We start from the raw sequence: 26007 nt of genomic DNA, 5'->3' as shown, positions 1-26007 counted from the left end.
CATGGACTTCGATCAGCTGCTCAAACTGATGGTGCACAAGAACGGCTCCGACCTGTTCATCACCGCCGGCATCCCACCCAGCATGAAGGTCAACGGCCAGATCGCACCGGTGGCCAAGGCCAGCCTGACGCCGGATCAGGCCAAGCAGATCGTGTACTCCATCATGAACGATGAGCAGCGCGAGACCTTCGAGCGCACACACGAATGCAATTTCGCACTGTCCCGCTCCGGCATCGGCCGCTTCCGCGTCAACGTGTTTCAGCAGCGCAACCAGGTAGGCATGGTGCTGCGAAAGATCGAGACCAAGATCCCTACCTTTGAAGATCTCAACCTACCGCCGATACTGGCCGAGATCGCCATGACCAAACGTGGTATCGTGCTGTTCGTCGGCGGTACCGGTTCCGGTAAGTCCACCTCGCTGGCGGCAATGGTCGACTACCGCAACAAGAACAGCCACGGTCACATCATCACCATTGAAGATCCCATCGAATACGTCCATCAGCACGCCGGCTGCATCGTCACTCAGCGCGAGGTAGGCATCGATACCGACAGCTTCGAGGATGCCCTGGTCAATACCCTGCGTCAGGCGCCGGACGTCATCCTGATCGGCGAAATTCGTCACCGCGAGACCATGGAACATGCCATTGCCTTCGCCGAAACTGGCCACCTCTGTTTGGCTACCCTGCATGCCAACAACGCCAATCAGGCAATGGATCGCATCATCAACTTCTTCCCTGAAGATCGCCGCTCTCAGCTGCTGATGGACCTGTCCCTCAACCTGAAGGCGGTAGTCGCGCAGCGCCTCATCCCGCGCGCCGATGGCCAGGGCCGCCGCGTGGCGGTGGAGATCATGCTCAATACGCCGCTGATCGCCGACCTGATCCTGAAGGGCGAGGTGCACAACCTGAAGGAACAGATGAAGAAGGGAGGTCAAGTCGGCATGCGCACCTTCGATCAGGCCCTGTACGAGCTGTACCGGGAGGGCCATATCACCATGGAGGATGCGCTGCGCAATGCCGACTCGGCCAACGAGGTGCGCCTGATGATCAAACTGGGCGATATCGAAACCCCCGAAGAACTCACCTCCGGGCTGGAAGGGCTGTCACTGGAGGTATCGGAAGACGAGAAAATCCCCGGCGGACCGAAACTTCGTTACTAGCCGGCATGCCGGCGGTGTGCCGCCAACGCATGCGATCGTATGGCGCGCCCTGAGGCAGGGGATGTGCTGACATCATGGCCAAGGTAATGTGCAAATATCACCCCCAGCGCACCGCGCGCTGGGCCTGTGAGCACTGCCGCATCAATTTCTGCTCCTCCTGCCTGTCCAGGGAAAATCCCGGTGGTCCGCCGTCCCGAAGTTCGGGGTCACGTAGTTCGGGGTCAGAGTAAGGTCAAACTCCCGAGTAACGCGCGTAGTTCGGGGTCAGAGTAACGCGTAGTTCGGGGTCAGAGTAAAACTCCCGAGTAAAACTCCCCGGACTCTTCGAGTAACAATCACCCAATCGCGTAGTTCGGGGTCAGAGTAAAACTCCCGAGTAAAACTCCCCGGACTCTTCGAGTAACAATCACCCAATTGTTATTCTGACCCCGAACTTCGTCGCGAACTTCTGCATTTGACGAAATAGTGCTCCAGATCCGCCACGGGTAGCGGCCGGCTGTAAAGGTACCCTTGGGCAAGCTGGCAGCCATGGCGCTGAAGGAAGTCACGCTGAACCTCCGTCTCCACCCCCTCGGCCACGGCCTCAAGACCAAGATTCTCCGCCAAGGCAATTATCGTCCGCACGATCGCGTCATCATTGGCGTCGACACCGATGTCACGCACAAACTCCTTGTCGATTTTGAGGCGGTCCAGGGGAAATCGCTTGAGATAAACCAGGGAGGAATAACCAGTGCCGAAGTCGTCCATCGCCAGATGCACTCCGGTACCTCGCAAGGTTTCCATGACATGCCCGGCCCGGGCCGCATCCGACATTACGATGCTTTCGGTGACTTCCAGTTCGAGAAGCGCCGGCGGAAGCCCCGATTCCCGCAATACCTCCGCCACGGTCTCCGCCAGGTGCTTGTCATCGAACTGACGCCGGGACAGATTGACGGCCACGAGCAGTTCGCGTCCAAGGAGCCTGTTCCAATGCACGACATCGACACAGGCTCGGTGCATCACCCAGGCACCCACCTCCACAATCAGGCCGGTTTCTTCCAAAACAGGGATGAATATATCCGGTCCGACGAACTTGCCATCGGGCCGGTTCCAGCGCAGTAGCGCCTCCACACCGGTCACCACACCGTCCTGCAGGCGTATTTGGGGCTGGTAGTGCACCTCGAATTCACCCCGCTCCAGGGCGCCACGTAGCGATTGCTCCAGCTCAAGGTGGGCACGGATGTTGAAATCCATTTCCTCGCGGAAGAACCGATAGGCGTTGCGACCCGCCTCCTTCGCCTCGTACATGGCAGTATCGGCGTTCTTCAGTAAAGTTTCCACGTCACCGCCATCGTGGGGAAATAGGCTAATACCAATGCTCGCAGTGGCGTAATACTCGCGCCCATTGAGGAGAATAGACTGATTGATGGCATTTAGCAGCTTGCGTGCCAGCTTGGCCACGTCGTCCGCATCGGCGACATCGGTCAGGGCGATGGCAAATTCGTCGCCGCCAAGCCGGGCCACCGTATCGCCATCGCGCACCGACTTGCGCAGACGTTCCGCGATGGCCTGCAACAATCGATCGCCCACGTCATGCCCCAAGCTATCGTTGATACGCTTGAAGCGATCCAGGTCGATAAACAGCACGGCTACCAACCGATCGTGCCGACGTCCATAGGTAATAGCCTGGCTGATGCGGTCACGCAGCAGCATGCGGTTGGGCAGGCAGGTCAGCGGATCGTGGTGCGCCAGGTGGGCCAGGCGTGCCTCCGTCTCCTTGCGTTCGGTGATGTCCTGCACCGTACCCACCATCCGCTCGACAATACCGTCCGCACCAAGCACACAGCTTGCCTGTTCATGTACATAGCGCACGCCACCACTAGGCAACACGATGCGGTGATCGAGACGATAGTCGCTGCCGTCGTCGATCGACTTTCGCACGGCGGACTCTATCCGTGCTCGGTCATCTGGGTGAAGGCAGGCCAGGAAAGATTCGTAGCCGGGGACGAAGCGCCCTTTCTCCCGCTCGAAAATGTTGTACACCTCGTCGGACCACCACAGCTCACCGGTAGCGACATTCCACTCCCAATGCCCCAGACGCGCGATGCGCTGGGCCTCGGCCAGGCGGGCCTCGGAGCGAGCCAGGGCCTGAAAAGCACGCTCCTGTTCGGTGATATCCTCCAGCGCGACGAGCAAACGTGCTTCTTCTTCTTCTTCTTCTGCAAGGTACATACCAGTAACGGCGTAGCGCATCAGACGCTCTTCACCTCCGCACACCCGCATCAGCAGTATGCCATCAGCTCGCGGTACGCTCCCGCCCAATACCGTGGCCAACTGGTCGGCCAACCCATCCGCCGAGATCACTTCATGCGAAAAGCGTCCCTCGACGTCCCCCTGGGTGACGCCGAACATCTGCAGAAAGGCGCGATTGACGGTCAGAATCCGCAGCCTGGCCGATAAGATGACCAGTCCACTGGGAATATTTGCGAATACGCGCTCGGCGTATTCCTTGAAATCCTGCAGCCGCAGCGGCACTGAGTCCATCGGGTCCATCGCTGTCATCTTCCCCTCCCTGTCAGGGGCTCATCCGGTTACAGGCCGGACGGTCGCCGAAACTTTCCCTAAATGCCCGGTACACCTGCCGTTCAGTCTCGCGCCAACGATGGACCACCTGCCGGTAGCGGAACCACACCCGGCCATCGGCGATATGGGCCGCTAGGCAGGTATTGGTACCGGCACCGCGCAGATGGTCCATCAGCCGCTTGCGCAGATCACCGGCGCTGCCGATGTAGATGACGCCGGCCCGCCGGGCATCGGGACCGCGGGCATGCAACTCGTAGACGCCGCCCACTGTCGGCGCCGCCGTGTGCACCACCTCGCGCGCCAGCGGGTGCAATGGGCTGAACCCATGGGTCGCCCCCAGATAGCCATCATTTGCCCCCCGCTGGCGGCTGCACGGGATACCCAAATCACGGCGGACGTTGGCCACAGTGCGCCGCGACAGCGCCATGCCAAAGCGTTCCAGCACAGCCATTGCGATTGCATCATCGCTAAGTGCGGACGTGCCGACATGTTCGAGCAGCGCCGTCTGCTCGGTACGCACCACACTGTCCACATAGCGGCGGTGCAGTTCCCGCGGGCGCGGACATAAGGCGGAGGCCATCACCACCTCGCCGTCCGCCAAGCCAAGCGCCAGGTGGCGCATCAGGCGCGACAGGCGGCTGGCATCGGCCATGATTGGGCACCGCGGATCGGCGTTGATACCCACAGCGAGTTCATCCAGTGCCAGCGCATTGAGTGTGAGCGGATCACGGGTCTCCAGAAACGCTCGCTGTAGCCTCCCCAGGGTGCGTAGCAGACTGACGGTGAGCAGATTGCGGCTGTTTATCGCCCGCATCTGTTGCAGGAGCCCCGCCGCAGATGGATCGAGACTGGTTAGTACCTCCGTCTGGAAGCCGTAATGGCGGGTATAAAACGCTGAGGTGAACTGGAACGCCGCGGCCCCGTCGGACCAGGCTACGGGCAACGCGCGCCCACGACCGGCCCGGCCATTGGCGGCAAGGGTTGTCTCCATCACCTGTCCCACATGCACATAGGGCCTCACTGCCGTAAATGCCGGCGAATCTTCCATTTCCCGCACCATTCGCTCAAACACCCGAGGGCGCAGCTCCAGGACACGGGCCAGCCGGATACATCCCACTCGATGTGGGTCGAGTGCATGCCGGGAATTTTTATTATTCTTTCCAGACATGACGTTTGGCGTAGCAATTATTGACTGGGCGATTCTACCCCATAAGTAAAGGTTTATAGCAATAGTTGGACAATTAACCCGGATATTTCATCAACATGAGGTCGGCACAGCCCTGAAACCCGCATAAAATCAGCGTGCGAGAAGATTTTGTGGGGGGGCTGCGCCGATGCCAAAGTGTACCGCAGATGGGATGGATTTTGGGCGTCTCGGACGTCGGGTGATCGAAGCCACTTGCAGGTGGCGCCCTCAGTTCCGATGGCGGCCTGATGCTTTTGCGGCAGGTGGATCGCAAGCTGGGTCTGTCCCGGGCAGTGGCGGCGGCGCTCCTCGACCCCCGAAATCCCGAACGCATCACCCACAGCCTGCGCGATTTGGTCGCCCAACGCCTGTATGGTCTGTGCTGCGGCTACGAGGACTTGAACGACCATGATGTACTGCGCCATGACCCGCAGATAGCAGACGGCGGTGGGCAGAGTCGTGACACTGGCCAGCTCTCCGACCCTCTCGCGGCTGGAGACGCGCGCCACGCGCGCCGACGTGCTCTACGACGCTCTCTATTGCCAGAGGGGCGAAGCGGAGAACCGCATCAAGGAAGCCCAGCTCGATCTGTTTGGCACCCGCGCCAGTTGCCACACCTTCCTGGCCAACGGGCTGCGCCTGATGTTCGCCGCGCTCGCCTACACACTGATGCAGCGCCTGCGCGAGCTCGCCGGCACCGAACTGGCCCAGGCCACGGCCAGCACGATCCGCGTGCGGCCGCTCAAGTTCGGCGCCGCCATCGTCCGCCATACCCGCCGTATCCGCCTCCTGCTGGCTTCCCACCATCCGCTGCGAGCGGTGTTCCTGACCGCCGCTCAAGCACTCGCCCCATAACCTTCACCGAGTGCCACCCCCGGCACGATGACAAACCATAGGGGTAAGGGGGAGGTTTGCCCACAGGGCACCCCATTGCCCATTTCCTGGGCAGGTCCAGCCTCCCAACCGTCTTTTTGTCCTTCCGAGGCCATTACGGTCTGTCAGCGGGAGACTCGTGAAATATCCGGGCTAGTCCTCACCATCACCCATGCCCAGTTCCTTGATCTTGCGCGTCAGGGTATTGCGTCCCCAGCCCAGCAGGCGGGCCGCCTCCTGCCGATGGCCGCCGGTCTTCTTCAGGGCGACATCGATCATGATGCGTTCGAATTCCGGCTCGGCGTGGCCGAGCAGGTTCTCCTCACCGCGCCCGAGGCGATGTTCGGCCCAACGGCGCAACGGCGCGCTCCAGTCTTCATCCCTGGAAACGGCTTCCTGCTGCGACTTCAGTTCCTGCGGCAGATCTTCCATGTGGATCTCCTGCCCTGGCGACATGACAGTAAGCCAGCGGCAGATGTTTTCCAGCTGGCGCACGTTACCCGGCCAGTCCAGACCGGCAAGGTAATCCGCCACCTCGGCATCGAGCCGCTTTGCCTCGCCGCCCAATTCCGCCGCCGCCTGCTTCAGAAAATGCTGCATCAGCAGGGGAATATCCTCACGCCGCTCGCGCAGGGCCGGAATGTGAATACGGATGACATTGAGTCGATGAAACAGATCTTCACGGAACAGCCCCTCCTTGACGCGTTTTTCCAGGTCCTGGTGGGTCGCCGCGATGATGCGCACGTCAACCTTGATCGGTGCATGGCCACCGACACGATAGAACTCGCCATCGGCCAGAACCCGCAGCAATCGCGTCTGCAATTCGGCCGGCATGTCGCCGATCTCGTCGAGAAACAGCGTGCCGCCGTTGGCCTGTTCGAAGCGGCCGATGCGCTGACTCTGGGCGCCGGTGAAGGCGCCGCGCTCGTGACCGAACAGTTCCGACTCGAGCAGGTCGCGCGGAATGGCCGCCGTGTTGATGGCGATGAAGGGTTTGGTGGCGCGCGGGCTGTGGCGATGCAGGGCATGGGCCACCAGCTCCTTGCCGGTACCCGACTCACCGTTGATCAGTACGGTGATGTTGGAGCGCGACAGCCGGCCAATGGCGCGGAAGACCTCCTGCATCGATGGGGCGGCGCCAATGATCTCCGGCACCGGACTGCTCGGTGCGCTGCCGTGTACCTGTGCCTGATCACGGCGGTGGGCGATGGCGCGGCGCGCCAGTTCCACCGCTTCATCCACGTCAAAGGGTTTGGGCAGATATTCGAAGGCACCGCCCTGATAGGCCGATACCGCGCTGTCCAGATCGGAGTGGGCGGTCATGATGATCACCGGCAGCTGCGGCCGGCGCGCTGCAATTTCGGCCAACAGGTCCAGACCGCTCATGCCCGGCATGCGGATATCGGTAATGATGGCATCGGGCTGGCTGCGTTCCAGGGCATGCAAGGCTTCATCCGCATTGTCGAAGCTGCGTACCTCCATCTGCGCCTGTTTCAGCGCCCGCTCCAGTACCCAGCGGATGGAGCGATCGTCGTCGATGACCCAGATTCTTGCGACATTTTCCATTTCGTGGCTCTCTTGGCTGGCCTTCCCCGCTAGGGGCGGCTGCGGGATTCGTTCCTGCCGCCTTCCGGATTGATGGGCAGCAACACCGTAAACATGGTCAGGCCGGGCTGACTGTCGCATTCGATGAGACCGCCATGCTGATTGATCAGGGATTGGGCGATGGGCAGGCCGAGGCCGGTGCCTTCCGGCCGGCCGGTGACCATGGGCAGGAAGATGGCCTCCATCACCTCCGGCGGTATGCCCGGACCGTTGTCGATGACATCGACGCGGATCACCAGCTTGTGGCGCGTATGGCCGATGGTGTACTGACGCAGGGTGCGCGTGCGCAGGATGATCTCTCCGCGCTCGCCCACCGCCTGGGCGGCATTGCGCACCAGATTGAGGATCGCCTGGATGAGCTGATCCTGATCGCCCATCAGTTCGGGAATACTGGGATCGTAATCGCGCTCGATGCGCACGCCTTCCGGCACCGCGGTCTGCACCAGCTGCCGCACCCGCTCCAGCACTTCGTGGATGTTCACCGCCTGGCGCTTGGGCAGGGCATTGGGGCCGAGCATGCGGTTGACCAGATTCTGTAACCGGTCCGCCTCGCTGATGATGATGCGGGTGTATTCCTTCAACGCCTCGTCGGGCAGCTCGCGCTCCAGCAACTGTGCGGCGCCGCGCAGGCCGCCGAGGGGGTTGTTGATTTCATGGGCCAGGCCGCGCACCAGCACGCGGGTCGTGGCGGTCTGCGCCAGCAGGCCTTCCTCGCGGGTGATGCGCAGCTGGCGATCGACCTGGTTCATTTCCACCAGCAGTTCGCGCCGCCCCGGATCGGTGAGCGGAGTCGCGGTCACGTCCACCGTCACACGCCGCTCGAGCCCCAGTTCCAGCACCAACTCTCGTTCGGTGAACGGGTGGCCGCTGGCGAGGGCCTCTTCCAGTGCCGCGTGCAGCGTCCTGCTCGGCAACAGCTGCTGCGCGCCGCTGCCGAGCAGGCGCCCGGAGCTGGCGGCCAGCAACATCTCCGCAGCGGGATTGAGGTAGCGCAGGTGCAGGGTGTCATCGAACAGCAGCACGGCGGTGTGCAGGTTCTCGATCACGCCCTGGTAGAGGCTGGCTGGAGGCATGCCTGGGATTTCCATGTCCAAAGTCAAGCAAGAAACAAACCATCTTTACGACTCGGCCCCCAATGCCCCACGGACCGCTGTCCAAGATGATTTTTTCCATCAAAACAAATAGATGAAAATACGATTGGCGGGCGACCCGATGACAGCCCGATGCAAGGATGCACTGTTATGGACATGAGGATAGACGACCGCACGGGCAAACGCACCAATTTGGTGCGTTTGCCCGTGCTGATGAAAACGGGGCTGGCTTCAGGGTGCGCGCGGTGCTTTGGGCATCATCGGTGCCGGCCCCACGGCCGAGGGCGCACCATTCTGCGGTTGCGGCTGGAAGAACTTGGAATACTGTCGGACATGGAAAGTGACGGGAGCCGCGGTTTGGACCACATTGCCGGCGCCATCACGCACCTCGGCGACGACCGTATGCGCCCCTCGCTCGAGATCACTGAGGACAACGCTGTTGCCGGCCCCCTCGCTTACCACCTCGCCGTCGAGCAGCACCACCATGCGGTGCCCCAGCTTCAGTCCCGGTTCCAGCGCGATGTGAACCGTCACACTGGTTTCACCGTCCTGAAGCGTCTGTTCCGGCACGGGGGCGGTGATGGCCAACTGGCTGTATGGCGGCCCTTTGGGGGCGACAGGGGCGACAGGGGGCGTCAAGGGACGGGACGGGGGCGCCTGGTAGCCCGGGGTCCTGGGCAGGGGGATTTCCTGCGCCCCAGGCGCCGGCTGGTCGGTGAATTCAATGCTACCGTCCGGGCGTACGATCTTGTAGCCCTTTTCCTCGGCATGCACACCCAGACTGAGGGCAACAAGAAGTAGCAGTAATGGCAGGCGACGCATCATGCGCTGAACTATAGCAGGCTTGCCCACGGCACGCGCAAGCCGTCCACAAAACAGAACGCCCCCTTGCGGGGGCGTTCCATTCGAGCTCACAACGGTATGTATTTAGAGGCTGTAGTACATGTCGAACTCGATGGGGTGGGTGGTCATGCGCATGCGCGTGACGTCATCCATCTTCAGCTTGATGTAGGCATCGATCACGTCGTCGGTGAACACGCCGCCACGGGTCAGGAACTCGCGGTCCTTGTCCAGGTAGTCCAGCGCCTGGTCCAGGGCATGACACACGGTCGGAATGGCCTTGGCCTCTTCCGGCGGCAGGTCATACAGGTCCTTGTCCATGGCATCGCCCGGGTGGATCTTGTTCATGATGCCGTCCAGGCCGGCCATCATCAGCGCCGCGAAGGCCAGGTAGGGGTTGGCGGTCGGATCCGGGAAACGGGTCTCGATGCGGCGGGCCTTCGGGTTGGCAACGAAGGGGATGCGGATCGAGGCGGAACGGTTGCGGGCGGAGTAGGCCAGCATGACCGGGGCTTCGAAGCCGGGGACCAGACGCTTGTAGCTGTTGGTGCCCGGGTTGGTGATGGCGTTCAGGGCACGGGCGTGCTTGATGATGCCGCCGATGTAGTACAGCGCGGTCTCGGACAGGCCGCCGTACAGGTTGCCGGAGAACAGGTTGGTGCCGCCCTTGGCCAGGGACTGGTGCACGTGCATGCCGGAACCGTTGTCACCCACCATCGGCTTGGGCATGAAGGTGGCGGTCTTGCCGTAGGCGTGGGCCACGTTGTGCACCACGTACTTCAGCTTCTGCACTTCGTCGGCCTTCTTCACCAGGGTGTTGAAGGCAACACCGATTTCGCACTGGCCGGCGGTGGCCACTTCGTGGTGGTGCACCTCGACCTTCAGGCCAATCTCTTCCATCGCCAGGCACATGGCGGCGCGGATGTCGTGCAGGGAGTCGACCGGGGGAACCGGGAAGTAGCCGCCCTTGACGCCCGGGCGATGACCCATGTTGCCGTTGGGGTAGACGCGCTCGGAGTTCCAGTCGGCCTCTTCGGAATCGATCTTGACGAAGCAGCCGGACATGTCGGCGCCCCAACGGATGTCGTCGAAAATGAAGAATTCGGGCTCGGGACCAAAGAAGGCGGTATCCGCGATGCCGGTGGACTTCAGGTATTCCTCGGCACGCATGGCGATGGAACGCGGGTCGCGCTCGTAACCCTGCATGGTGGAGGGTTCGACGATGTTGCAGGTGATGTTGATCATCGGCTCGTCGGCGAACGGGTCCAGGTAGGCGGTGGAGGCGTCCGGCATCAGGATCATGTCGGATTCGTTGATGTGCTTCCAGCCGGAGATGGAGGAGCCGTCGAACATCACGCCGTCGGTGAAGGTGTCAGCGTCAATCTTGCTGACCGGGTAGGTCACATGCTGCTCTTTGCCGATGGTATCGGTGAAGCGGAAGTCGACGAACTTCGCGCCCTTTTCTTTGATCATGTTCAGAACATTTTCACCAGACATCTCACTGCCTCCAGGTTAGCGCTCAACAGGCTGGCCGGGTTAGCGGCCGGAAATTTGTGTCCAAATAAGTGCATGAACCATGCCATTAAGCAACTGCATGATTTCAAAGCTGTTAATTCTTGCGCCGGGTGGCGGACGGAGCCGTATTGCACCGTTGTGGTGCGTATAAATAGCAAAACGCACCAAACTCAAGCGTGTCCTGACCCTCATCACATCGCCACGGGACATCCAAGTCACCCTGGCAACATTCGGATTCAGGACAAACATGCGCTTCGCGCGGCCCCGGCACGTCCTGCGTCCCACGGGCCTCGTTGAGGCCCTGGCCACAAATGACTCTACGCCGACACACCTTGGCTGCTCCGCCCGCCAAGGCCCGGCTACCGGGGGCTCCTTCGCCGTCCGGGCTCAGTCAGGCGCGTTAGTTGTAATGGACCGTCAGCGATTCGATTTCCGGCATGTCGCGCACCGGCTGCTGCAGGGTCGCCGTCAGCTGTTGCCGTTCCGCCTCGTCGCGGGCCAACTCCAGCGGCAGGTACACCTCCACCCGCAGCTTGCCGTCGAGATAGTGTAGCGTCACGCGGCGGATCCGGGCGGCGGCGGGGCTATCCTGCCAGAACTCCCGCAGCCTCGCCAGCAGCACCTGCCGCGACGGCAGGTGGGCGCTCAGGGCGATCTGTTCGTCATCCTCCGGATCGATGTGCACCAGCACATCCTGCACTTCGTCGATCTCGCGGATCACCTTCTGCCGCACCCGCTCACTGATGTGATGCCCCTCGGACACACTGAGCAGGGGGTCGACCTGGATGTGCACATCCACCAGGGCATCGGCGCCCATGCGCCGGGTGCGCAGGGTATGCAGTTCATTGACGCCGTCCACGGACTGGATCACCCGGCGGATCGCCTCCACCCGCTCGGCCTCCAGGGCGGTATCCACCAGCTCGTGCACGGCGTGCCAACCCAGGTCCCAGGCGATCCTGGCGATCATCAGGCCCACCGCCGCCGCTGCGATGGCGTCCAGATAGGGCAGACCGGCCATGGTGCCGGCGATGCCGACGATGACCACGATGGACGAAATGGCGTCGCTGCGGTGATGCCAGGCGTTGGCCTTGAGCAGATTGGAGCGGATGCGTTTGGCGACACGCAGGGTATACAGATAGAGCGCCTCCTTGGACAGCACCGAGATCGCAGCCATGACCAGGGCCAGCATGCCGGGATGGGTCAGGCGCTCGGGGTGGAACAGCCGCGAGGCGGCGTCGTAGATGATGCCGGCGGCCACGAGCAGCAGCACCAGACCGAGGATTACGGTGGACACGGTTTCGATGCGGCCATGGCCATAGGGGTGGTCCTCGTCGGCGTCCTTGCTGCCGTGCTTGGCCGCCCACATCACCAAGATGTCGGTAAGCAGGTCCGACAGGGAGTGGATACCGTCCGCCACCAGGGCAGGAGACCCGCCGATCACACCGACAACCACCTTGCCGATGGACAGCAGCAGATTCACCACCGCACCGACGATGGTCACCCGGCGCGTCGCCAGATAGCGTTCGTCGCCCCTGTTCCCCGCCGGCAGCGGCGTATGCGCGTGACTATGCCCCATCACCCACCTCGACTTCGATGACTACTTCGTTCCCCTCGCGCCGACTGCCCAGCACCCTGTGGCCGTTGATGCGGCACCAGGCCGGGATATCGTTGAGCGCCCCCGGATCGGTGCAGGTCACCTCCAGCACATCGCCGGGTTGCAGTTCCGCCACCTTGTTTTGCGTGCGGATCACCGGCATCGGGCAGAACAGACGGCGGGCGTCGAGTTGATACCTGGCCATTACAGGTGCCACTCCGGCTTGAGTTCGTCCGGCGGCAGGGGCGCCACCGCGAGTTCCCGGCTCACGCCGTCCAGACCGGTCACCTGCACGGTGACCTGTTCGGCGGTGTGGCCCTTGGAATAGCGCGCGGTGATACGCGCCGCCAGCAACAGGTCGTCCTCGTTCGCCTCGCCATCCAGCAACACCAGCGGTCCGGTGTGACTGGTGCAGCGCAGGTGGACGAACTGCTTGCGGTAGCCTTCGAGGAAATTGTTCTCGCCTTCTTCGCGGCCGACGATCAGCTTGTAGTGCGGCGCGGGGCGGATGTGGCGCCCCACCTTGAGCAGCATGATGTCGTCCATTTCATATTCACGCCTGCCGCGCGCCTGCCACAGGTCCACCAGCTTGCGCGAATAGGCCTCGTCGGTAAGGAAGCAGCAACCCCCGGCGGGGGAGGCGTAATCACTGAAGCCGAGCCTGGCGGCCAGGGCCATCTGCGGCTTGCGGGTGCGGCCGGAAAAGTCATACAGTTTTTCCCGCTCCACCCAGCCCTCGCGCTCGGGCAGGGTGGGCGGCAGGTTCTTCGCGCACAGCGGGCGCAGCAGGCGATCGTGGGCGCCGGACTCGCGCGCCACCACCGGCAGGGTGTCCTTGCGCTGCGACATCGGGCGCTGGCCGATCACCTCGCCGGTGATGATGAAGTCGAAGCCGTGCTGCTCTGCCCACTCCAGCGCCTTGTGCACCATGAAGATCTTGCAATCCAGGCACGGATTCATGTTGGCGCCGTAGCCGTGTTTGGGATTCAGCAGCACATCCTTGTACTCCTCGACGATGTCGATGATGTGCAGCTTGATCCCGAGCTGTTCGGCCACCCACAGGGCATTGTTGCGCTTGTCCTTGCCCTGGTCCCTCTTGCGGATGGCATGGGTGTGCCCTTCCACACAGAAACCGGTGTAGAAATTGATGCCCTCGACGTGGATGCCCTGTTCCTGGATGACGCGGACGGCGAGCATGGAGTCCAGCCCGCCGGAAACCAGGGCGACGGCCTTGCGCTGAATCTGTGACATGAAACCTTCGGTATGGCGGGGATAAGGCGGCGCATTTTACCGCAAATGCGCCGCCATCGCCCCTAATAGTGCTTAACTGCCCCGACAGGGGCGCGCTATAATCCGCCGCTTTTGTACCCAACGGATTTTGCGGGGATGTCATGAAGAAGACGGCGCGGGATGTCTCGACCTTTCAGGGCCTGATCCTGGCTTTGCAGGAGTATTGGGCCGAGCAGGGCTGTGTCATTCTCCAGCCCTACGACATGGAAGTGGGCGCCGGCACCTTCCATCCGGCGACCTTCTTGCGCGCCATCGGCCCCGAGCCGTGGAGCGCCGCCTACGTGCAGCCCTCGCGGCGCCCGGCCGACGGCCGCTACGGCGAGAATCCCAACCGCCTGCAGCACTATTACCAGTTCCAGGTGGTGATCAAGCCCTCGCCGCTGGATATCCAGGAACTGTATCTGGGCTCGTTGCGCATGCTGGGGCTGGATACCCTGGTGCACGACATCCGTTTCGTCGAGGACAACTGGGAATCACCCACCCTCGGCGCCTGGGGCCTGGGCTGGGAGGTGTGGCTCAACGGCATGGAGGTCACCCAGTTCACCTATTTCCAGCAGGTGGGCGGCCTGGAGTGCCGGCCGGTCACCGGCGAGATCACCTACGGCCTGGAACGCATCGCCATGTACCTGCAGGGCGTGGAAAGCGTTTTCGACCTGGTGTGGACCGACGGCCCGCTGGGCAAGGTCACCTACGGCGACGTGTTCCACCAGAACGAGGTGGAGATGTCGGCCTTCAACTTCGAGCACGCCGATGTCGATACCCTGTTCCGGCATTTCGACTTCTACGAAGGGCAGAGCCAGAGCCTGATCGAAAAAGGCCTGCCGCTGCCGGCCTATGAAATGGTGCTCAAGACCTCCCACACCTTCAACCTGCTGGACGCCCGCAAGGCCATTTCCGTCACCGAACGCCAGCGCTACATCCTGCGCGTGCGCCAACTGGCCCGCGCCGTGGCACAGGCCTATTACGACCGCCGCGAGGCACTGGGCTTCCCGATGCTGGCCAACAAGGGGGAGGCGGCATAAATGAGCACGTTCAAGGATTTTCTCGTCGAGATCGGTACCGAAGAGCTGCCGCCCAAGGCCCTCAGGCGCCTGATGATCGCCTTTGGCGAGGGGGTGAAGGAAGGGCTGGCCAAGGCCGATCTGGTGCGCGGCGAGGTACATTTCTACGCCACCCCGCGCCGTCTGGCGGTACTGGTCAAGGACCTGGCCGTGGCCCAACCCGACAAGGAAGTGGAGCGCCGCGGCCCGGCGCTGACCGCCGCCTTCGACGGCGAGGGCAACCCGACCCAGGCCGCCAGGGGCTTCGCGGCCTCCTGCGGCGTGGAGGTCGATCAGCTCGACCACCTCAAGACCGACAAGGGCGCCTGGCTGGTGCATCGCACACGGCTGCAAGGCCGCCCCACCGCCGAACTGCTGCCGGAGATCGTGCAGGCCTCCCTCGACAAGCTGCCGATCCCCAAACGCATGCGCTGGGGCAGCCTGGACGCGGAGTTCGTGCGTCCGGTGCACTGGGTGGTGATGCTGTTCGGTACCGACGTCATCGACTGCGAGATCCTCGCCACCCGCAGCGGGCGTGAAACCCGCGGTCACCGTTTCATGAGCCCGGGCAAGCTGTACCTGGGCGAACCCGCGGCCTACGCCCCGCTGCTGGAAACCGAGGGCAAGGTGGTGGCCGATTTCGAGGCGCGCCGCGAGGCGGTGCGGGCACAGGTACTGGAGGCCGCCGCCGCTGTGAACGGCGAGGCCCTCATCGACGAGGACCTGCTGGATGAAGTGGCCGGCCTGGTGGAATGGCCGGTGGCCGTCACCGGCAAGTTCGAGGAGCGCTTCCTGGAGGTACCGGCCGAGGCGCTGATCTCCACCATGAAGGGCAATCAGAAGTACTTCCCGGTACAGGACAAGGACGGCAAGCTGCTGCCTTATTTCATCACCCTGAGCAACATCGAAAGCCACGATGTGCGCCACGTGCGCGAGGGCAACGAGCGCGTAGTCAGGCCACGCCTCACCGACGCCGATTTCTTCTGGAACCAGGACCGCAAGCAGAAACTGGCCGCCCGCAGTGCGGCGCTTCGGAGCGTAGTGTTCCAGAACAAGCTGGGCACCCTGGCCGACAAGAGCGCGCGCGTCGCCAAACTGGCCGCCGCCGTGGCCTATCACATCGGCGGCGATGCCAAACTGGCGACCCGTGCCGGCGAACTGTCCAAATGCGACCTGCTCACCAACATGGTGGGTGAATTCCCGGAATTGCAGGGCATCATGGGGCGCTATTATGCCGCCCATGACGGCGAAGACGCCGAAGTGGCCGCAGCACTGGACGAGCAGTACATGCCACGCTTCGCCGGCGACCGGCTGCCCGAGACGCGCACCGGCCAGGCCCTTGCCATTGCCGATCGCATCGATACCCTGGTGGGCATCTTCGGTATCGGCCAGCCGCCTACCGGCGACAAGGACCCCTTTGCCCTACGCCGCGCCGCGCTCGGCGTGCTGCGTACCATCATCGAGAACAATCTCGATCTGGATCTGCAGACCTTGTTACGGACGGCTTATGACAACTACGGCAGCAATGGCATCAAGCTCGCCGCCGACACGGTGAATCAGGTGCTGGAGTTCATGCTCGAGCGCCTGCGTGCCTATTACGCCGACAGCGGCGTGGCCCATGACACCTTCGATGCCGTACTGGCGCAGCGGCCGACGCAGCCACGCGATTTCGATGCCCGCGTGCGTGCCGTCACCACCTTCCGCAAGCTACCTGAGGCCGAGGCGCTGGCCGCCGCCAACAAGCGCATCGCCAACATCCTGCGTCAGGCCGGCGGTGAGATCACCGCCGGCATCGATAAGGCCCGGCTGTTGGATACGGCGGAGAAGGCCCTGGCCGACCAGGTCGAGGCCATGGCCGGCAAGGTCGCGCCGCTGTTCGTCCAGCGCAATTACACCGAGGCTTTGTGCCAGTTGGCCGGGCTGCGAGGCGCGGTGGATGCCTTCTTCGATCAAGTGATGGTCATGGCCGAAGACGAAACCGTGCGCAACAACCGCCTCGCCTTGCTCAAGCGTCTCTCCGACCTGTTCCTCCAGGCCGCCGATCTGTCACGCTTGCAGGGCTGAGCAGGATCACCGCCATGACTGAACGCAATGCCGATTCCTACACCGCCATGCTGGAGGCCGTCCAGGCCTTTCACCACAAGCACGACTTCAAGAACCGCGGCGGCGAGGAGTTGACCTATCGCATGGCGCTGATGGCCGAGGAGCTGGGCGAGATCGGTGCCGCCATCACCAAGGGCAAACCCAAGGAGCAACTGGCCGAAGAGGTGGCCGATCTGTTCATCCTGCTCATCGGCACCGCCATCGCCGCCGACTTCGATCTGAAACGAGCGTTCTGGCAGAAGATGGACAAGATCATGCAGCGTAAGTCACGCATGGTGAACGGCCGCGTCCGCGTCTCGGAGTTCCGCGACTGATGCTCAAGCTGATCGTCCTCGACCGCGACGGTGTCATCAACGAAGACTCCGACGACTACATCAAGTCGCCGGAAGAGTTCATTCCTATCCCCGGCAGCCTGGAGGCCATCGCCCGCCTGACCCAGGCCGGCTGGCGGGTAGTGGTGGCGACCAATCAGTCGGGGGTGGCACGGGGCTACTACGACCTCACCACCCTGCAGCGCATCCATGACAAATTACACCGTCTGTTGGCTCCGCTCGGCGGCCAGATCGAGGCCATCTTCTATTGCCCCCATGGTCCTGACGATCAGTGCGATTGCCGCAAGCCCAAGCCCGGGCTGTTTCGTGACATCGGGGCGCGTCTGCAAGTATCGCTGCAAGGCGTGCCGGCCATTGGCGATTCCCTGCGCGACCTTGAGGCCGCGCAAGCTGTAGGAGCCCAGCCCATCCTGGTGCGTACTGGTAAGGGGGAGCGCACCCTGGCGAAGGGCAAGGGACTCGACGGCATACCGGTGTATGCGGATCTGGCCGCCGCCGTGGACGCGCTGCTGCAATGATGCTCTGGCTGCGCTCCCTGCTGTTTTACGTCGGTATGATCGGCGGGCTGGTGGTGTTGCTGCCTTTCATGCCGTTGGTGTTTCCGTTTTCCTACCGCACCCGCTATTGGGTGATGACCCGCTGGGGCCAGTTCGTAATCTGGTGGCTGGCGCTGACCTGCAATCTGCGCTACCGGGTGAGCGGACGGGAACACATTCCCACCGGACCGGCCATCATTCTGTCCAAACACCAATCGGCCTGGGAGACCCTGGCCTTGCAGCGTATCTTTCCGCCACAGACTTGGGTACTGAAGCGCTCACTGCTTTTCATTCCTATCTTCGGCTGGGGACTGGCTCTGCTCGAAGCCATTGGTATCGATCGTCGTGCCGGGCGCAAGGCCCTGCAACAAGTGGTCGAGCAGGGCACTGATCGCCTGCGCAGGGGGATTTGGGTGGTGATCTTCCCCGAGGGCACACGTACGGCGCCGGGTGTCCGGGGCAAATACAACATCGGCGGCGCCATGCTGGCGAAGAAAAGCGGCTATCCCATCGTGCCTGTGGCACACAATGCCGGCGAGTTCTGGCGCCGCAACAGCGTCCTGAAATATCCCGGCACCATCGACGTGGTCGTCGGCCCGGTCATCGATCCGCAGGGCAAGGACACCGGCGAAATCAATGCCATGGTGGAAAACTGGATTGAGGATACCATGACCCGTATTTCCACCCTCCCGGCACCCGCTGGTTCGGTCATCAGTCCGTGATATACTGACATAACTCAAGTTTTTGGCGGCGCCTCTGCCGCGAACTCCAGACCCAGCCTCCGGGCTATTAAGGGCACGGGACCGGACATGTCCCGGGAGCAGGTTTTCTTTTCAAACTTCAGGAAGCATCGACATGCACAACCACCGCACTACCATTACACAATTTATCATCGAGGAACAGCGCCACATCCCCGGCGCCACCGGCGACTTCACCTCCCTGCTCAATGACGTCGTCACCGCCTGCAAGGTAATCTCCAATCTGGTCAACCACGGCGCCCTGGTCGGCGTACTGGGCGCCGCCGGCACCGAGAATGTGCAGGGCGAGGATCAGAAGAAGCTGGACGTTATTTCCAACGAGGTGTTCCTCAAGACCAACGAGTGGGCCGGCCATCTGGCCGCCATGGCCTCGGAGGAGATGGAAGAGGTCTACCAGATCCCCAGCCAGTACCCGCGCGGCAAATATCTGATGACCTTTGACCCGCTGGACGGCTCGTCCAACATCGACGTCAACGTCTCCGTGGGCACCATCTTCTCCATCCTGCGCTGCAAGGGTAATTGCGTGAACCCGACGGCCGAGGATTTCCTACAGCGCGGCACCGAGCAGGTCTGCGCCGGCTACGCCCTGTACGGCCCGTCCACCATGATGGTGCTGACCACCGGCCGCGGCGTGAACGGCTTCACCCTGGACCAGAATATCGGTGAGTTTGTCCTCACTCACCCCAACATGACCATTCCGGCCGACACCAAGGAGTTCGCCATCAACGCCTCCAACATGCGTTTCTGGGAAACCCCAGTGAAGCGTTACGTGGACGAGTGCCTGGCCGGCAAGGAAGGTCCGCGCGGCAAGGATTTCAACATGCGCTGGATTGCCTCCATGGTGGCCGAGGTGCACCGCATCCTGACTCGCGGTGGTGTATTCATGTATCCGCTGGACAGCAAGATGAAGGAGAAGGGCACCGAGGGTAAACTGCGCCTGATGTACGAGGCCAACCCCATGGCCTTCATCGTAGAGCAGGCCGGCGGCGCGGCCATCACCGGCCAGCACCGCATCCTCGACATCCAGCCGAGCCACCTGCACCAGCGTGTTCCGGTGATCCTCGGCTCGAAGAACGAAGTGGAGCTCATCGCCAAGTATCACCAGGAAATGCAGTAGGCGTTTTCTGGCTTACGGACAGCACAAGGGGAAGGTGTCACACCTTCCCCTTTTTACTGCCCGGCTTATACCGTATCAAATGTCGAGATTACTGACGTAAAGGGCGTTGGCCTCGATGAAATCGCGGCGCGGTTCCACTTGGTCACCCATCAAGGTGGAGAACACCTCGTCCGCAGCGATGGCATCTTCTATCTGCACCTGCAACAGACGGCGGCTTTCCTGGTTGAGGGTGGTTTCCCACAACTGTTCCGGGTTCATTTCACCCAGGCCCTTGTAACGCTGGATGGTCTGACCACGGCGGGCGTCGTCCAGCAGCCACTCCAACGCCTGGCGGAAACTGCTTACCTCGGCCCGGCGTTCGCCGCGCTGCACATAGGCCCCTTCTCCAATCAGACCCTGCAGTTCGGCAGCCAGCCTGGCGATGGCATGGTATTCCGGGGTGGAGACAAAATCACTGCTGTAGAGGTAATCGCTGGATACACCATGGCGCCACTCCGTCAGCAACACGCTCTCTACGGCTCCATCCGGGGCGCGCTCGAAGCGCAATTCATAGCGGCGTTCACCGGCGTCATCGCCGTTCAGACGCGCCACCAACTCCTCGAACCAAGGCACTGTACTGGCGGCATCCCGGAAATCGCCATCCCGCAGCGGACTCATGGCGATCATCTTCTCCAGTACCCTGCTGTTGTAGCGGCGACCCAGGCGCTGAATCCCACCCATGACCGCCTGATACTGGCGCGCCAGGTTTTCCAGTGCCACGCCGGTCAGCGGCGGTGCGTCTGTGTTGACAAAAAGATACGCGTTATCAATAGCTTGCTGCAGAAGATAGGCGTTCAACTCATTTTCGTCCTTGACATAGCGCTCCTGCTTGCCCTTTTTGACCTTGAATAGCGGAGGCTGCGCGATATAGACATGGCCGCGCTCGATCAGCTCCGGCATCTGGCGGTAGAAGAAGGTCAACAGCAGGGTACGGATATGCGAACCGTCCACATCGGCGTCGGTCATGATGATGATGCGGTGGTATCGCAGCTTGTCCGGATTGAATTCATCGCGGCCAATACCGCAGCCCAGGGCCGTGATCAACGTGCCGACCTCGGCCGAGGACAGCATCTTGTCGAAGCGCGCCTTTTCCACGTTGAGGATCTTGCCTTTGAGCGGCAGGATCGCCTGGGTGCGGCGATCACGCCCCTGCTTGGCGGAACCGCCGGCGGAATCACCCTCGACCAGAAACAGCTCGGACAGGGCCGGGTCTTTTTCCTGACAATCGGCCAACTTGCCGGGCAAGCCGGCTACGTCCAGAGCCCCCTTACGACGGGTCATTTCACGGGCCTTGCGCGCTGCTTCGCGCGCCCGCGCCGCCTCGACAACCTTGCCGGCAATGATCCTGGCGTCCACAGGATTTTCCCAGAGGTATTCCTGAAACTTTTCCGCCATCAGGGATTCGACAGCCGGTTTTACCTCGGAGGAAACCAGCTTTTCCTTGGTTTGCGATGAAAACTTGGGGTCTCGCACCTTGATGGACAGCACGGCGGTAATGCCTTCACGGGCATCGTCACCACTGGTAGAAACCTTGGCCTTCTTGGCCAAGCCTTCCTCCTCGATATATTGATTCAACATGCGCGTCAGTGCGCTGCGTAGGCCGGCAAGGTGAGTGCCGCCATCGCGCTGGGGGATATTGTTGGTGAAACAATAGATATTTTCCTGATAGGAGTCATTCCACTGTATCGCCACTTCGACACCGACGTTGTCGCGCTCGCCGCTGAAATAGAAAACGGCATTGTGTAACGGGGTCTTGTTACGGTTCAGGTGTTCGACGAAAGCACGAATTCCGCCCTGGTACTCGAAGGTGTCCTCCTTGGCGCTGGCCTCATCCACCAGGTGGATACGTACACCGGAGTTGAGGAAAGACAGTTCGCGCAGACGCTTGGCCAGAATGTCGTAGTGAAAATCGGTCTGTGTGAAGATGAGTGGGGAGGGCTTGAAGCGTATCTCGGTTCCGGTACCTGCGGCTTCACCCACTACAGCGAGGGGCGCCACCGGATCGCCCATACGGTATTCCTGCTGATACAGCTTGCCGTCACGGCGGATGGTCAGTTTCAGGGTTTCCGACAGGGCATTTACAACCGACACACCGACACCGTGCAGACCACCGGATACCTTGTAGGAGTTGTCATCGAACTTACCACCTGCATGCAGGATGGTCATGATGACCTCGGCGGCGGAACGACCTTCCTCGGGATGTATATCCACCGGGATGCCGCGACCGTTGTCCCGCACCGTCACGGAACCATCGCTGTGCAGGATGACATCGATTTGCGTGCAATAACCCGCCAAGGCTTCGTCGATGGAGTTGTCTACCACCTCGAATACCATATGGTGCAGGCCTGTGCCGTCGTCGGTGTCACCGATATACATACCGGGCCGTTTACGTACGGCATCTAGTCCTTTGAGGACCTTGATATTGGAGGAATCGTAGGTTTTTTCGCTCATTCATCAACTCCCTTGTAAGGCGCGCATTATACCACTTCCGTCACTACACCATGTTCCACGTGGAACACTGCGGCCTCGTTCCAAGGTGACAGGTCCAACAGATTACGGTCCGTTGCCGTCACCAGGCATTGCGCACCGGAACTGGCCACAGACTGCATCAAGAGATGCCGTCGCCTTTGATCCAACTCTGCCGGTAAATCATCGAGTAAGAGTGTACAACGCCGACCAGCGACATTCTGCAGATACTGCATTTGCGCCAGACGCAGCGCGCAAACCGCCAGTTTCTGTTGTCCACGCGAAAAACTGTCGGCCGCATCGAGTCCCTCGGCAGTCACCAGACGGAGATCAGCCCGATGCGGGCCAGCCATCGTATATCCGCTTACCCTCTCACTGGCACGATTGCGCTCCAGCACCTCGATCAATGCGTGATCCTTTGGCCACCCGCGGCGGTAAATGAGTCGTGGAGCTTCCTCTTCGAGCAGTACAGTGAATATTTTTGCGAATAGTGGTGAAATCTCTTGTATATAGCGTTCACGCATCGCAGCCAAAGCCTCTCCACAATCGGCCAAACCCTGCTCCCAGTGTGACATTTCACCAGCATGCACCCGACCACGTAATGCAGCATTGCGTTGCTCAAGATAACGACGATAACGCTTCCACAAGTCGAGGAATTCATGTTCCACGTGGAACAATCCCCAGTCCATATAGGACCGTCGCTCCCGGGGTTCACCTTTCAGCAGGGTATGCGATTCCGGTGTAATGAGTTGCAGCGGCAGTAGGCCGGCCAGTACAGAGGCCGTTTCCTGACGTTCTCCGTTGACACGTATCAGGGTCACATCGCCGTTCTGTTTTTGTACACCCAGTCCATACTGTGCATGGCCCGTATCCACCCGGCCAAACACGGTCGCGACAGTCATTCCATATTGGATGAGTTTACGTGTCTGCTGAGTACGAAAGGATCGTGCCATGCCAAGAAGATACACACCCTCGAGCACAGTGGTCTTGCCACTGCCATTGGGACCGAACAGTAAAGTGATAGAAGGGGAGGGGGAAAAAGAAGCAGTGGTCAGGTTGCGTAGCCCCCTGACCTCGAAATGTATTAGCGCCATGGGTAAAGTGGCGTTGCCTTGGAAGGATTAGAGACGCATGGGCATGACCACATAGCGTGATGATTGATCGCCCTGTCCATATATCAGGCAACTGCTGTTGGCATCGGTCATATTCAGCACCACCTGATCCTGCTTTACCACATTCAGTGCATCCAGTAGATAGGAAACATTGAAACCTATCTCGAATTCCGTACCACTGTAGCTGACTTCAACCTCTTCCTCCGCCTCCTCCTGTTCAGGATTGTTGACCGTTGCCTTCAGCAGGTCCTGCTCAAACTGCAACCGGATACCACGATATTTTTCGTTGGAGAGTATCGAAGTGCGTTGCAAGGCCTGGCGCAAAAGATGGCGATCTGCGCTGACGACACGTTCCCCCGCCTTCGGGACCACGCGCTCATAGTCAGGAAAACGACCGTCGATCAGCTTGGAGGTCATCACTACATTTCCCAACGCTACACGAATATGGTTACTGCCTAGCGTCAGCTCACATTGCGTTTCGCCCTCGCCGAGCAGACGGCTGAGTTCCATCACGCCTTTACGCGGGATGATTACCTGACGTTCCTCACCAGCCGCTTCAGGGCAAGCGACTTCGCTGATGGCCAAACGATGCCCGTCGGTGGCAACCGTACGCAATTGTCCACCTTTGATCTCCAGCAACATGCCGTTGAGGTAATAGCGCACATCCTGATTGGCCATACAGAAATGTGTTTGTTCCAACAAGCCCTTGAGTACCTCTTGGGAGACGGCCAAACGAAAGGAACCCGCCACAGCTTCCGCTGCCGGATATTCTGTTGCAGGGAGGGTGCTCAACGTGAATCGGCTCTTGCCGGATCGAATCTGTGCCTTGTCGTTTTCAACGGAGACTTCTATGACGGCCTGATCGGGCAGGGCACGACAAATATCGCTGAATTTGCGAGCCGGCATGGTAATCTCACCATCACTGCCACCTTTCTCGACTTCAGCCGTGGCAGTCAGCTCTACTTCCAAATCGGTGCCGGTCAGGGTGAGTTTACCTTTATCGACCTGTACCAATACATTGGCCAGGATGGGCAATGTCTGCCGCTTTTCGACGACTCCACCGATAACCTGCAAGGGCTTGAGCAACGCTTCGCGTGAGATGGTGAATTTCATGTCCTTTGTCCCATCATTTATTTATTGGTTTTGAATATTTAAAGCTCTTGTAACAGCAATTACAGCGGAAAATCTTGTGGATAAACACAAAAAGTATTTTAAAATCAATTTGTTGTTGAGATAAAATACATACCATCAAGCCGTGTGCAACTTTGTATTAGCTGTGGATTAATCGAGTATTTATCCACAGATTGAAATCGAGAAAATCTATCCACAGCTTCCCCCCATCAAGTCGACAGGCTTCTCAACAAATTGGCGTAGTCTTCCCCTATACGTGGTTCTGTTTCACGCAGCTCCTGGATCTTGCGGCAAGCGTGTATCACGGTCGTATGATCCCGACCGCCGAAAGCATCGCCGATCTCCGGCAGGCTGTGACTGGTCAGTTCCTTTGCCAGCGCCATCGCCACTTGCCGGGGTCGTGCCACGGAGCGGCTGCGCCGCTTGGAAAGGAGATCCGCTACACGAATCTTATAATATTCAGCCACCGTCTTTTGAATGTTTTCGATAGTGACCAGTTTTTCCTGCAGTGCGAGGAGGTCGCTCAAGGCCTCCTTGGCAAAATCCAGAGTGATGGGCCGTGCGGTGAAATGGGCATTGGCAATGACACGGCGCAGTGCGCCTTCCAGCTCACGGATGTTGGAGCGGATCCGCTTGGCGATCAAAAACGCTACTTCCGGCGGCAGGGCGGCGCCTATCTGCTGGGCCTTGCTCATCAATATGGCGACGCGTGTTTCCAGTTCCGGCGGCTCGATGGCCACAGTCAGACCCCAACCGAAGCGCGACTTGAGGCGCTCTTCCAGCCCCTCGACCTCCTTGGGATAGCGATCGCAGGTCAGGATGACCTGTTGCTGGCCTTCGAGCAGGGCATTGAAGGTATGGAAAAACTCTTCCTGGGACCGCTCCTTGCCGGCGAAAAACTGGATATCGTCAATGAGCAGGGCATCGACCGATCGGTAGTGACGTTTGAACTCGTTGATGGCGTTGTGTTGCAGCGCCTTGACCATATCGGCTACAAACCGTTCGGAATGCAGGTAGACTACATTGGCACCCGGTTTCTGTTGTAGGATCATGTTGCCGATCGCATGCATCAGATGGGTCTTGCCCAGACCGACACCACCGTACAAAAACAACGGGTTATAGGCTACTCCAGGGTTCAGGGCGACCTGTACCGAGGCAGCCCGCGCCAGCTGGTTGGACTTGCCCTCGACGAAATTGTCGAAGGTGAAACTGCTGTTCAGATTGTTGCGTCGGGAGCCGGTTCCGCTGCGCGCCGCAGGTTCTGCCACCCGGCTGGCGGGTGTTGCCGTCGTCGGCTGTGACGACTGGCCGGATTCGGACTTTCTGCGGCTGCCGATTTCCAGCACCAACTGCAAGGCGTTATTGCCGCTTGCCTGGCGTGCGTATGCGATGATCTGCTCGCTGTAGCGATCCTTCACCCAGTCGAGCACGAAACGGTTGGGTGCCAGCAGACGCAGCGTATCCCCGTCCCGTTCCGCATGCAGCGGTCGGATCCAGGTATTGAACTGTTGCGCAGGCAGCTCGTCTTCCAGACGCTCAAGACAGTGCTGCCACAGGGATTCGGCCACGAAGTATTCTCTGGGTGGAGTACGGAAAAGAGGGGCAGTCTATACCCGAAGCGGAAAGTTATCCACACCCCGCGTTGTTCGGTAAGACAG

At 60.8% G+C, this 26007-nt stretch carries 20 protein-coding genes and 2 pseudogenes; 9 read left to right on the top strand and 13 right to left on the bottom strand.

Annotation, left to right across the window (positions count from 1 at the left end):
- The first annotated feature begins 1 nt into the window (after position 1).
- Positions 2-1159, top strand: a complete 1158-nt coding sequence (locus EP379_RS00110; RefSeq protein WP_127474529.1) for a PilT/PilU family type 4a pilus ATPase — start codon at positions 2-4, stop codon at positions 1157-1159.
- A 417-nt stretch (positions 1160-1576) separates the two neighbouring features.
- Here the strand turns inward: EP379_RS00110 and EP379_RS00100 are convergent, their stop codons facing one another.
- Entirely contained in the window at positions 1577-3700 is a 2124-nt protein-coding gene (locus tag EP379_RS00100; RefSeq protein WP_127474525.1) for a putative bifunctional diguanylate cyclase/phosphodiesterase, read from the bottom strand.
- 13 nt (positions 3701-3713) lie between these two features.
- Positions 3714-4712: an RNA polymerase factor sigma-54 gene (locus EP379_RS00095; protein ID WP_172600321.1), complete on the bottom strand. Its 999-nt coding sequence runs from the start codon at positions 4710-4712 to the stop codon at positions 3714-3716.
- A 443-nt stretch (positions 4713-5155) separates the two neighbouring features.
- Here EP379_RS00095 and EP379_RS16890 point away from each other — a divergent pair.
- Positions 5156-5320 (top strand): annotated as a pseudogene (locus EP379_RS16890) (transposase); the annotation flags it as partial.
- Positions 5321-5429: 109 nt separating this feature from the next.
- Positions 5430-5762, top strand: a pseudogene (locus EP379_RS16885) (transposase); the annotation flags it as partial.
- Between the two features lie 171 nt (positions 5763-5933).
- Here the strand turns inward: EP379_RS16885 and ntrC are convergent.
- The 7 genes from ntrC to EP379_RS00055 form a co-directional block, all read right to left on the bottom strand.
- Positions 5934-7346: a nitrogen regulation protein NR(I) gene (gene ntrC / locus EP379_RS00085; protein WP_127474521.1), complete on the bottom strand. Its 1413-nt coding sequence runs from the start codon at positions 7344-7346 to the stop codon at positions 5934-5936.
- Positions 7347-7375: 29 nt separating this feature from the next.
- Positions 7376-8458, bottom strand: coding sequence for a nitrogen regulation protein NR(II) (gene glnL / locus EP379_RS00080; protein ID WP_127474519.1), 1083 nt, complete (start codon positions 8456-8458; stop codon positions 7376-7378).
- Between the two features lie 249 nt (positions 8459-8707).
- Positions 8708-9301, bottom strand: a complete 594-nt coding sequence (locus tag EP379_RS00075; protein WP_127474517.1) for a hypothetical protein — start codon at positions 9299-9301, stop codon at positions 8708-8710.
- A gap of 102 nt (positions 9302-9403) precedes the next feature.
- Positions 9404-10813 carry a glutamate--ammonia ligase gene (glnA, locus tag EP379_RS00070; protein WP_127474515.1) on the bottom strand — a complete coding sequence of 470 codons (1410 nt, stop codon included), beginning with the start codon at positions 10811-10813 and terminating at the stop codon, positions 9404-9406.
- A gap of 418 nt (positions 10814-11231) precedes the next feature.
- A complete protein-coding gene (locus tag EP379_RS00065) occupies positions 11232-12407 on the bottom strand; it encodes a cation diffusion facilitator family transporter (protein WP_127474513.1) in 1176 nt (391 codons plus the stop codon).
- Positions 12397-12630 carry a sulfurtransferase TusA family protein gene (locus EP379_RS00060; protein ID WP_127474511.1) on the bottom strand — a complete coding sequence of 78 codons (234 nt, stop codon included), beginning with the start codon at positions 12628-12630 and terminating at the stop codon, positions 12397-12399. Before EP379_RS00060 ends, EP379_RS00065 begins: the two co-directional genes overlap by 11 nt.
- Complete coding sequence (locus EP379_RS00055; protein ID WP_127474509.1) at positions 12630-13676, bottom strand: tRNA (5-methylaminomethyl-2-thiouridylate)-methyltransferase; 1047 nt, start codon at positions 13674-13676, stop codon at positions 12630-12632. Before EP379_RS00055 ends, EP379_RS00060 begins: the two co-directional genes overlap by 1 nt.
- A 140-nt stretch (positions 13677-13816) precedes the next feature.
- On the opposite strand from EP379_RS00055, the gene glyQ reads away from it, so the two are divergent.
- From glyQ to EP379_RS00025, 6 genes are all read left to right on the top strand, one after another.
- The gene (gene glyQ / locus EP379_RS00050; protein WP_127474507.1) at positions 13817-14737 is read left to right on the top strand and encodes a glycine--tRNA ligase subunit alpha; all 921 of its coding nucleotides are present in this window, start codon (positions 13817-13819) and stop codon (positions 14735-14737) included.
- Positions 14738-16819, top strand: coding sequence for a glycine--tRNA ligase subunit beta (glyS, locus tag EP379_RS00045; RefSeq protein WP_127474505.1), 2082 nt, complete (start codon positions 14738-14740; stop codon positions 16817-16819). It begins immediately after the preceding gene.
- 14 nt (positions 16820-16833) lie between these two features.
- The gene (locus tag EP379_RS00040) at positions 16834-17172 is read left to right on the top strand and encodes a MazG nucleotide pyrophosphohydrolase domain-containing protein (RefSeq protein WP_127474503.1); all 339 of its coding nucleotides are present in this window, start codon (positions 16834-16836) and stop codon (positions 17170-17172) included.
- Positions 17172-17708, top strand: a complete 537-nt coding sequence (gene gmhB / locus EP379_RS00035) for a D-glycero-beta-D-manno-heptose 1,7-bisphosphate 7-phosphatase (protein WP_127474501.1) — start codon at positions 17172-17174, stop codon at positions 17706-17708. The genes EP379_RS00040 and gmhB overlap by 1 nt, the downstream gene beginning before the upstream one ends.
- Positions 17705-18448 (top strand): lysophospholipid acyltransferase family protein, encoded by a 744-nt coding sequence (locus EP379_RS00030; RefSeq protein ID WP_127474499.1) that lies wholly within the window; start codon positions 17705-17707, stop codon positions 18446-18448. Before gmhB ends, EP379_RS00030 begins: the two co-directional genes overlap by 4 nt.
- 133 nt (positions 18449-18581) lie before the next feature.
- A complete protein-coding gene (locus tag EP379_RS00025) occupies positions 18582-19601 on the top strand; it encodes a class 1 fructose-bisphosphatase (protein WP_127474497.1) in 1020 nt (339 codons plus the stop codon).
- Between the two features lie 75 nt (positions 19602-19676).
- On the opposite strand, the gene gyrB is transcribed toward EP379_RS00025, so the two are convergent.
- The 4 genes from gyrB to dnaA all read right to left on the bottom strand — a co-directional run bounded on the left by gyrB (position 19677) and on the right by dnaA (position 25917).
- On the bottom strand, positions 19677-22091 hold the full coding sequence (gyrB, locus tag EP379_RS00020) for a DNA topoisomerase (ATP-hydrolyzing) subunit B (RefSeq protein ID WP_127474495.1): 2415 nt from the start codon (positions 22089-22091) through the stop codon (positions 19677-19679).
- Positions 22092-22117: 26 nt separating this feature from the next.
- The gene (gene recF / locus EP379_RS00015; RefSeq protein WP_127474493.1) at positions 22118-23200 is read right to left on the bottom strand and encodes a DNA replication/repair protein RecF; all 1083 of its coding nucleotides are present in this window, start codon (positions 23198-23200) and stop codon (positions 22118-22120) included.
- Between the two features lie 27 nt (positions 23201-23227).
- A complete protein-coding gene (gene dnaN / locus EP379_RS00010) occupies positions 23228-24331 on the bottom strand; it encodes a DNA polymerase III subunit beta (RefSeq protein WP_127474491.1) in 1104 nt (367 codons plus the stop codon).
- Positions 24332-24558: 227 nt separating this feature from the next.
- Positions 24559-25917: a chromosomal replication initiator protein DnaA gene (gene dnaA, locus EP379_RS00005; RefSeq protein WP_127474489.1), complete on the bottom strand. Its 1359-nt coding sequence runs from the start codon at positions 25915-25917 to the stop codon at positions 24559-24561.
- Positions 25918-26007 lie beyond the last annotated feature (90 nt).

The organism is Sulfurivermis fontis, from assembly GCF_004001245.1.
GTDB lineage: Bacteria > Pseudomonadota > Gammaproteobacteria > Thiohalomonadales > Thiohalomonadaceae > Sulfurivermis > Sulfurivermis fontis.
The sequence above is the reverse complement of the archived record's forward strand: the minus strand, read 5'-3'. Positions and strand labels throughout refer to the sequence as shown.

Excerpts from the sequence above, each read along its gene's own strand:
- EP379_RS00055 (WP_127474509.1), bottom strand. The coding sequence starts at position 13,676 with ATGTCACAGATTCAGCGCAAGGCCGTCGCCCTGGTTTCCGGCGGGCTG.
- glyQ (WP_127474507.1), top strand. The coding sequence starts at position 13,817 with ATGAAGAAGACGGCGCGGGATGTCTCGACCTTTCAGGGCCTGATCCTG.
- recF (WP_127474493.1), bottom strand. The coding sequence starts at position 23,200 with ATGGCGCTAATACATTTCGAGGTCAGGGGGCTACGCAACCTGACCACT.
- EP379_RS00025 (WP_127474497.1), top strand. The coding sequence starts at position 18,582 with ATGCACAACCACCGCACTACCATTACACAATTTATCATCGAGGAACAG.
- EP379_RS00100 (WP_127474525.1), bottom strand. The coding sequence starts at position 3,700 with ATGACAGCGATGGACCCGATGGACTCAGTGCCGCTGCGGCTGCAGGAT.
- EP379_RS00040 (WP_127474503.1), top strand. The coding sequence starts at position 16,834 with ATGACTGAACGCAATGCCGATTCCTACACCGCCATGCTGGAGGCCGTC.
- EP379_RS00110 (WP_127474529.1), top strand. The coding sequence starts at position 2 with ATGGACTTCGATCAGCTGCTCAAACTGATGGTGCACAAGAACGGCTCC.
- dnaN (WP_127474491.1), bottom strand. The coding sequence starts at position 24,331 with ATGAAATTCACCATCTCACGCGAAGCGTTGCTCAAGCCCTTGCAGGTT.
- gmhB (WP_127474501.1), top strand. The coding sequence starts at position 17,172 with ATGCTCAAGCTGATCGTCCTCGACCGCGACGGTGTCATCAACGAAGAC.
- EP379_RS00075 (WP_127474517.1), bottom strand. The coding sequence starts at position 9,301 with ATGATGCGTCGCCTGCCATTACTGCTACTTCTTGTTGCCCTCAGTCTG.
- glnL (WP_127474519.1), bottom strand. The coding sequence starts at position 8,458 with ATGCCTCCAGCCAGCCTCTACCAGGGCGTGATCGAGAACCTGCACACC.
- ntrC (WP_127474521.1), bottom strand. The coding sequence starts at position 7,346 with ATGGAAAATGTCGCAAGAATCTGGGTCATCGACGACGATCGCTCCATC.
- EP379_RS00065 (WP_127474513.1), bottom strand. The coding sequence starts at position 12,407 with ATGGGGCATAGTCACGCGCATACGCCGCTGCCGGCGGGGAACAGGGGC.
- EP379_RS00060 (WP_127474511.1), bottom strand. The coding sequence starts at position 12,630 with ATGGCCAGGTATCAACTCGACGCCCGCCGTCTGTTCTGCCCGATGCCG.
- glnA (WP_127474515.1), bottom strand. The coding sequence starts at position 10,813 with ATGTCTGGTGAAAATGTTCTGAACATGATCAAAGAAAAGGGCGCGAAG.
- gyrB (WP_127474495.1), bottom strand. The coding sequence starts at position 22,091 with ATGAGCGAAAAAACCTACGATTCCTCCAATATCAAGGTCCTCAAAGGA.
- glyS (WP_127474505.1), top strand. The coding sequence starts at position 14,738 with ATGAGCACGTTCAAGGATTTTCTCGTCGAGATCGGTACCGAAGAGCTG.
- EP379_RS00095 (WP_172600321.1), bottom strand. The coding sequence starts at position 4,712 with ATGGAGACAACCCTTGCCGCCAATGGCCGGGCCGGTCGTGGGCGCGCG.
- EP379_RS00030 (WP_127474499.1), top strand. The coding sequence starts at position 17,705 with ATGATGCTCTGGCTGCGCTCCCTGCTGTTTTACGTCGGTATGATCGGC.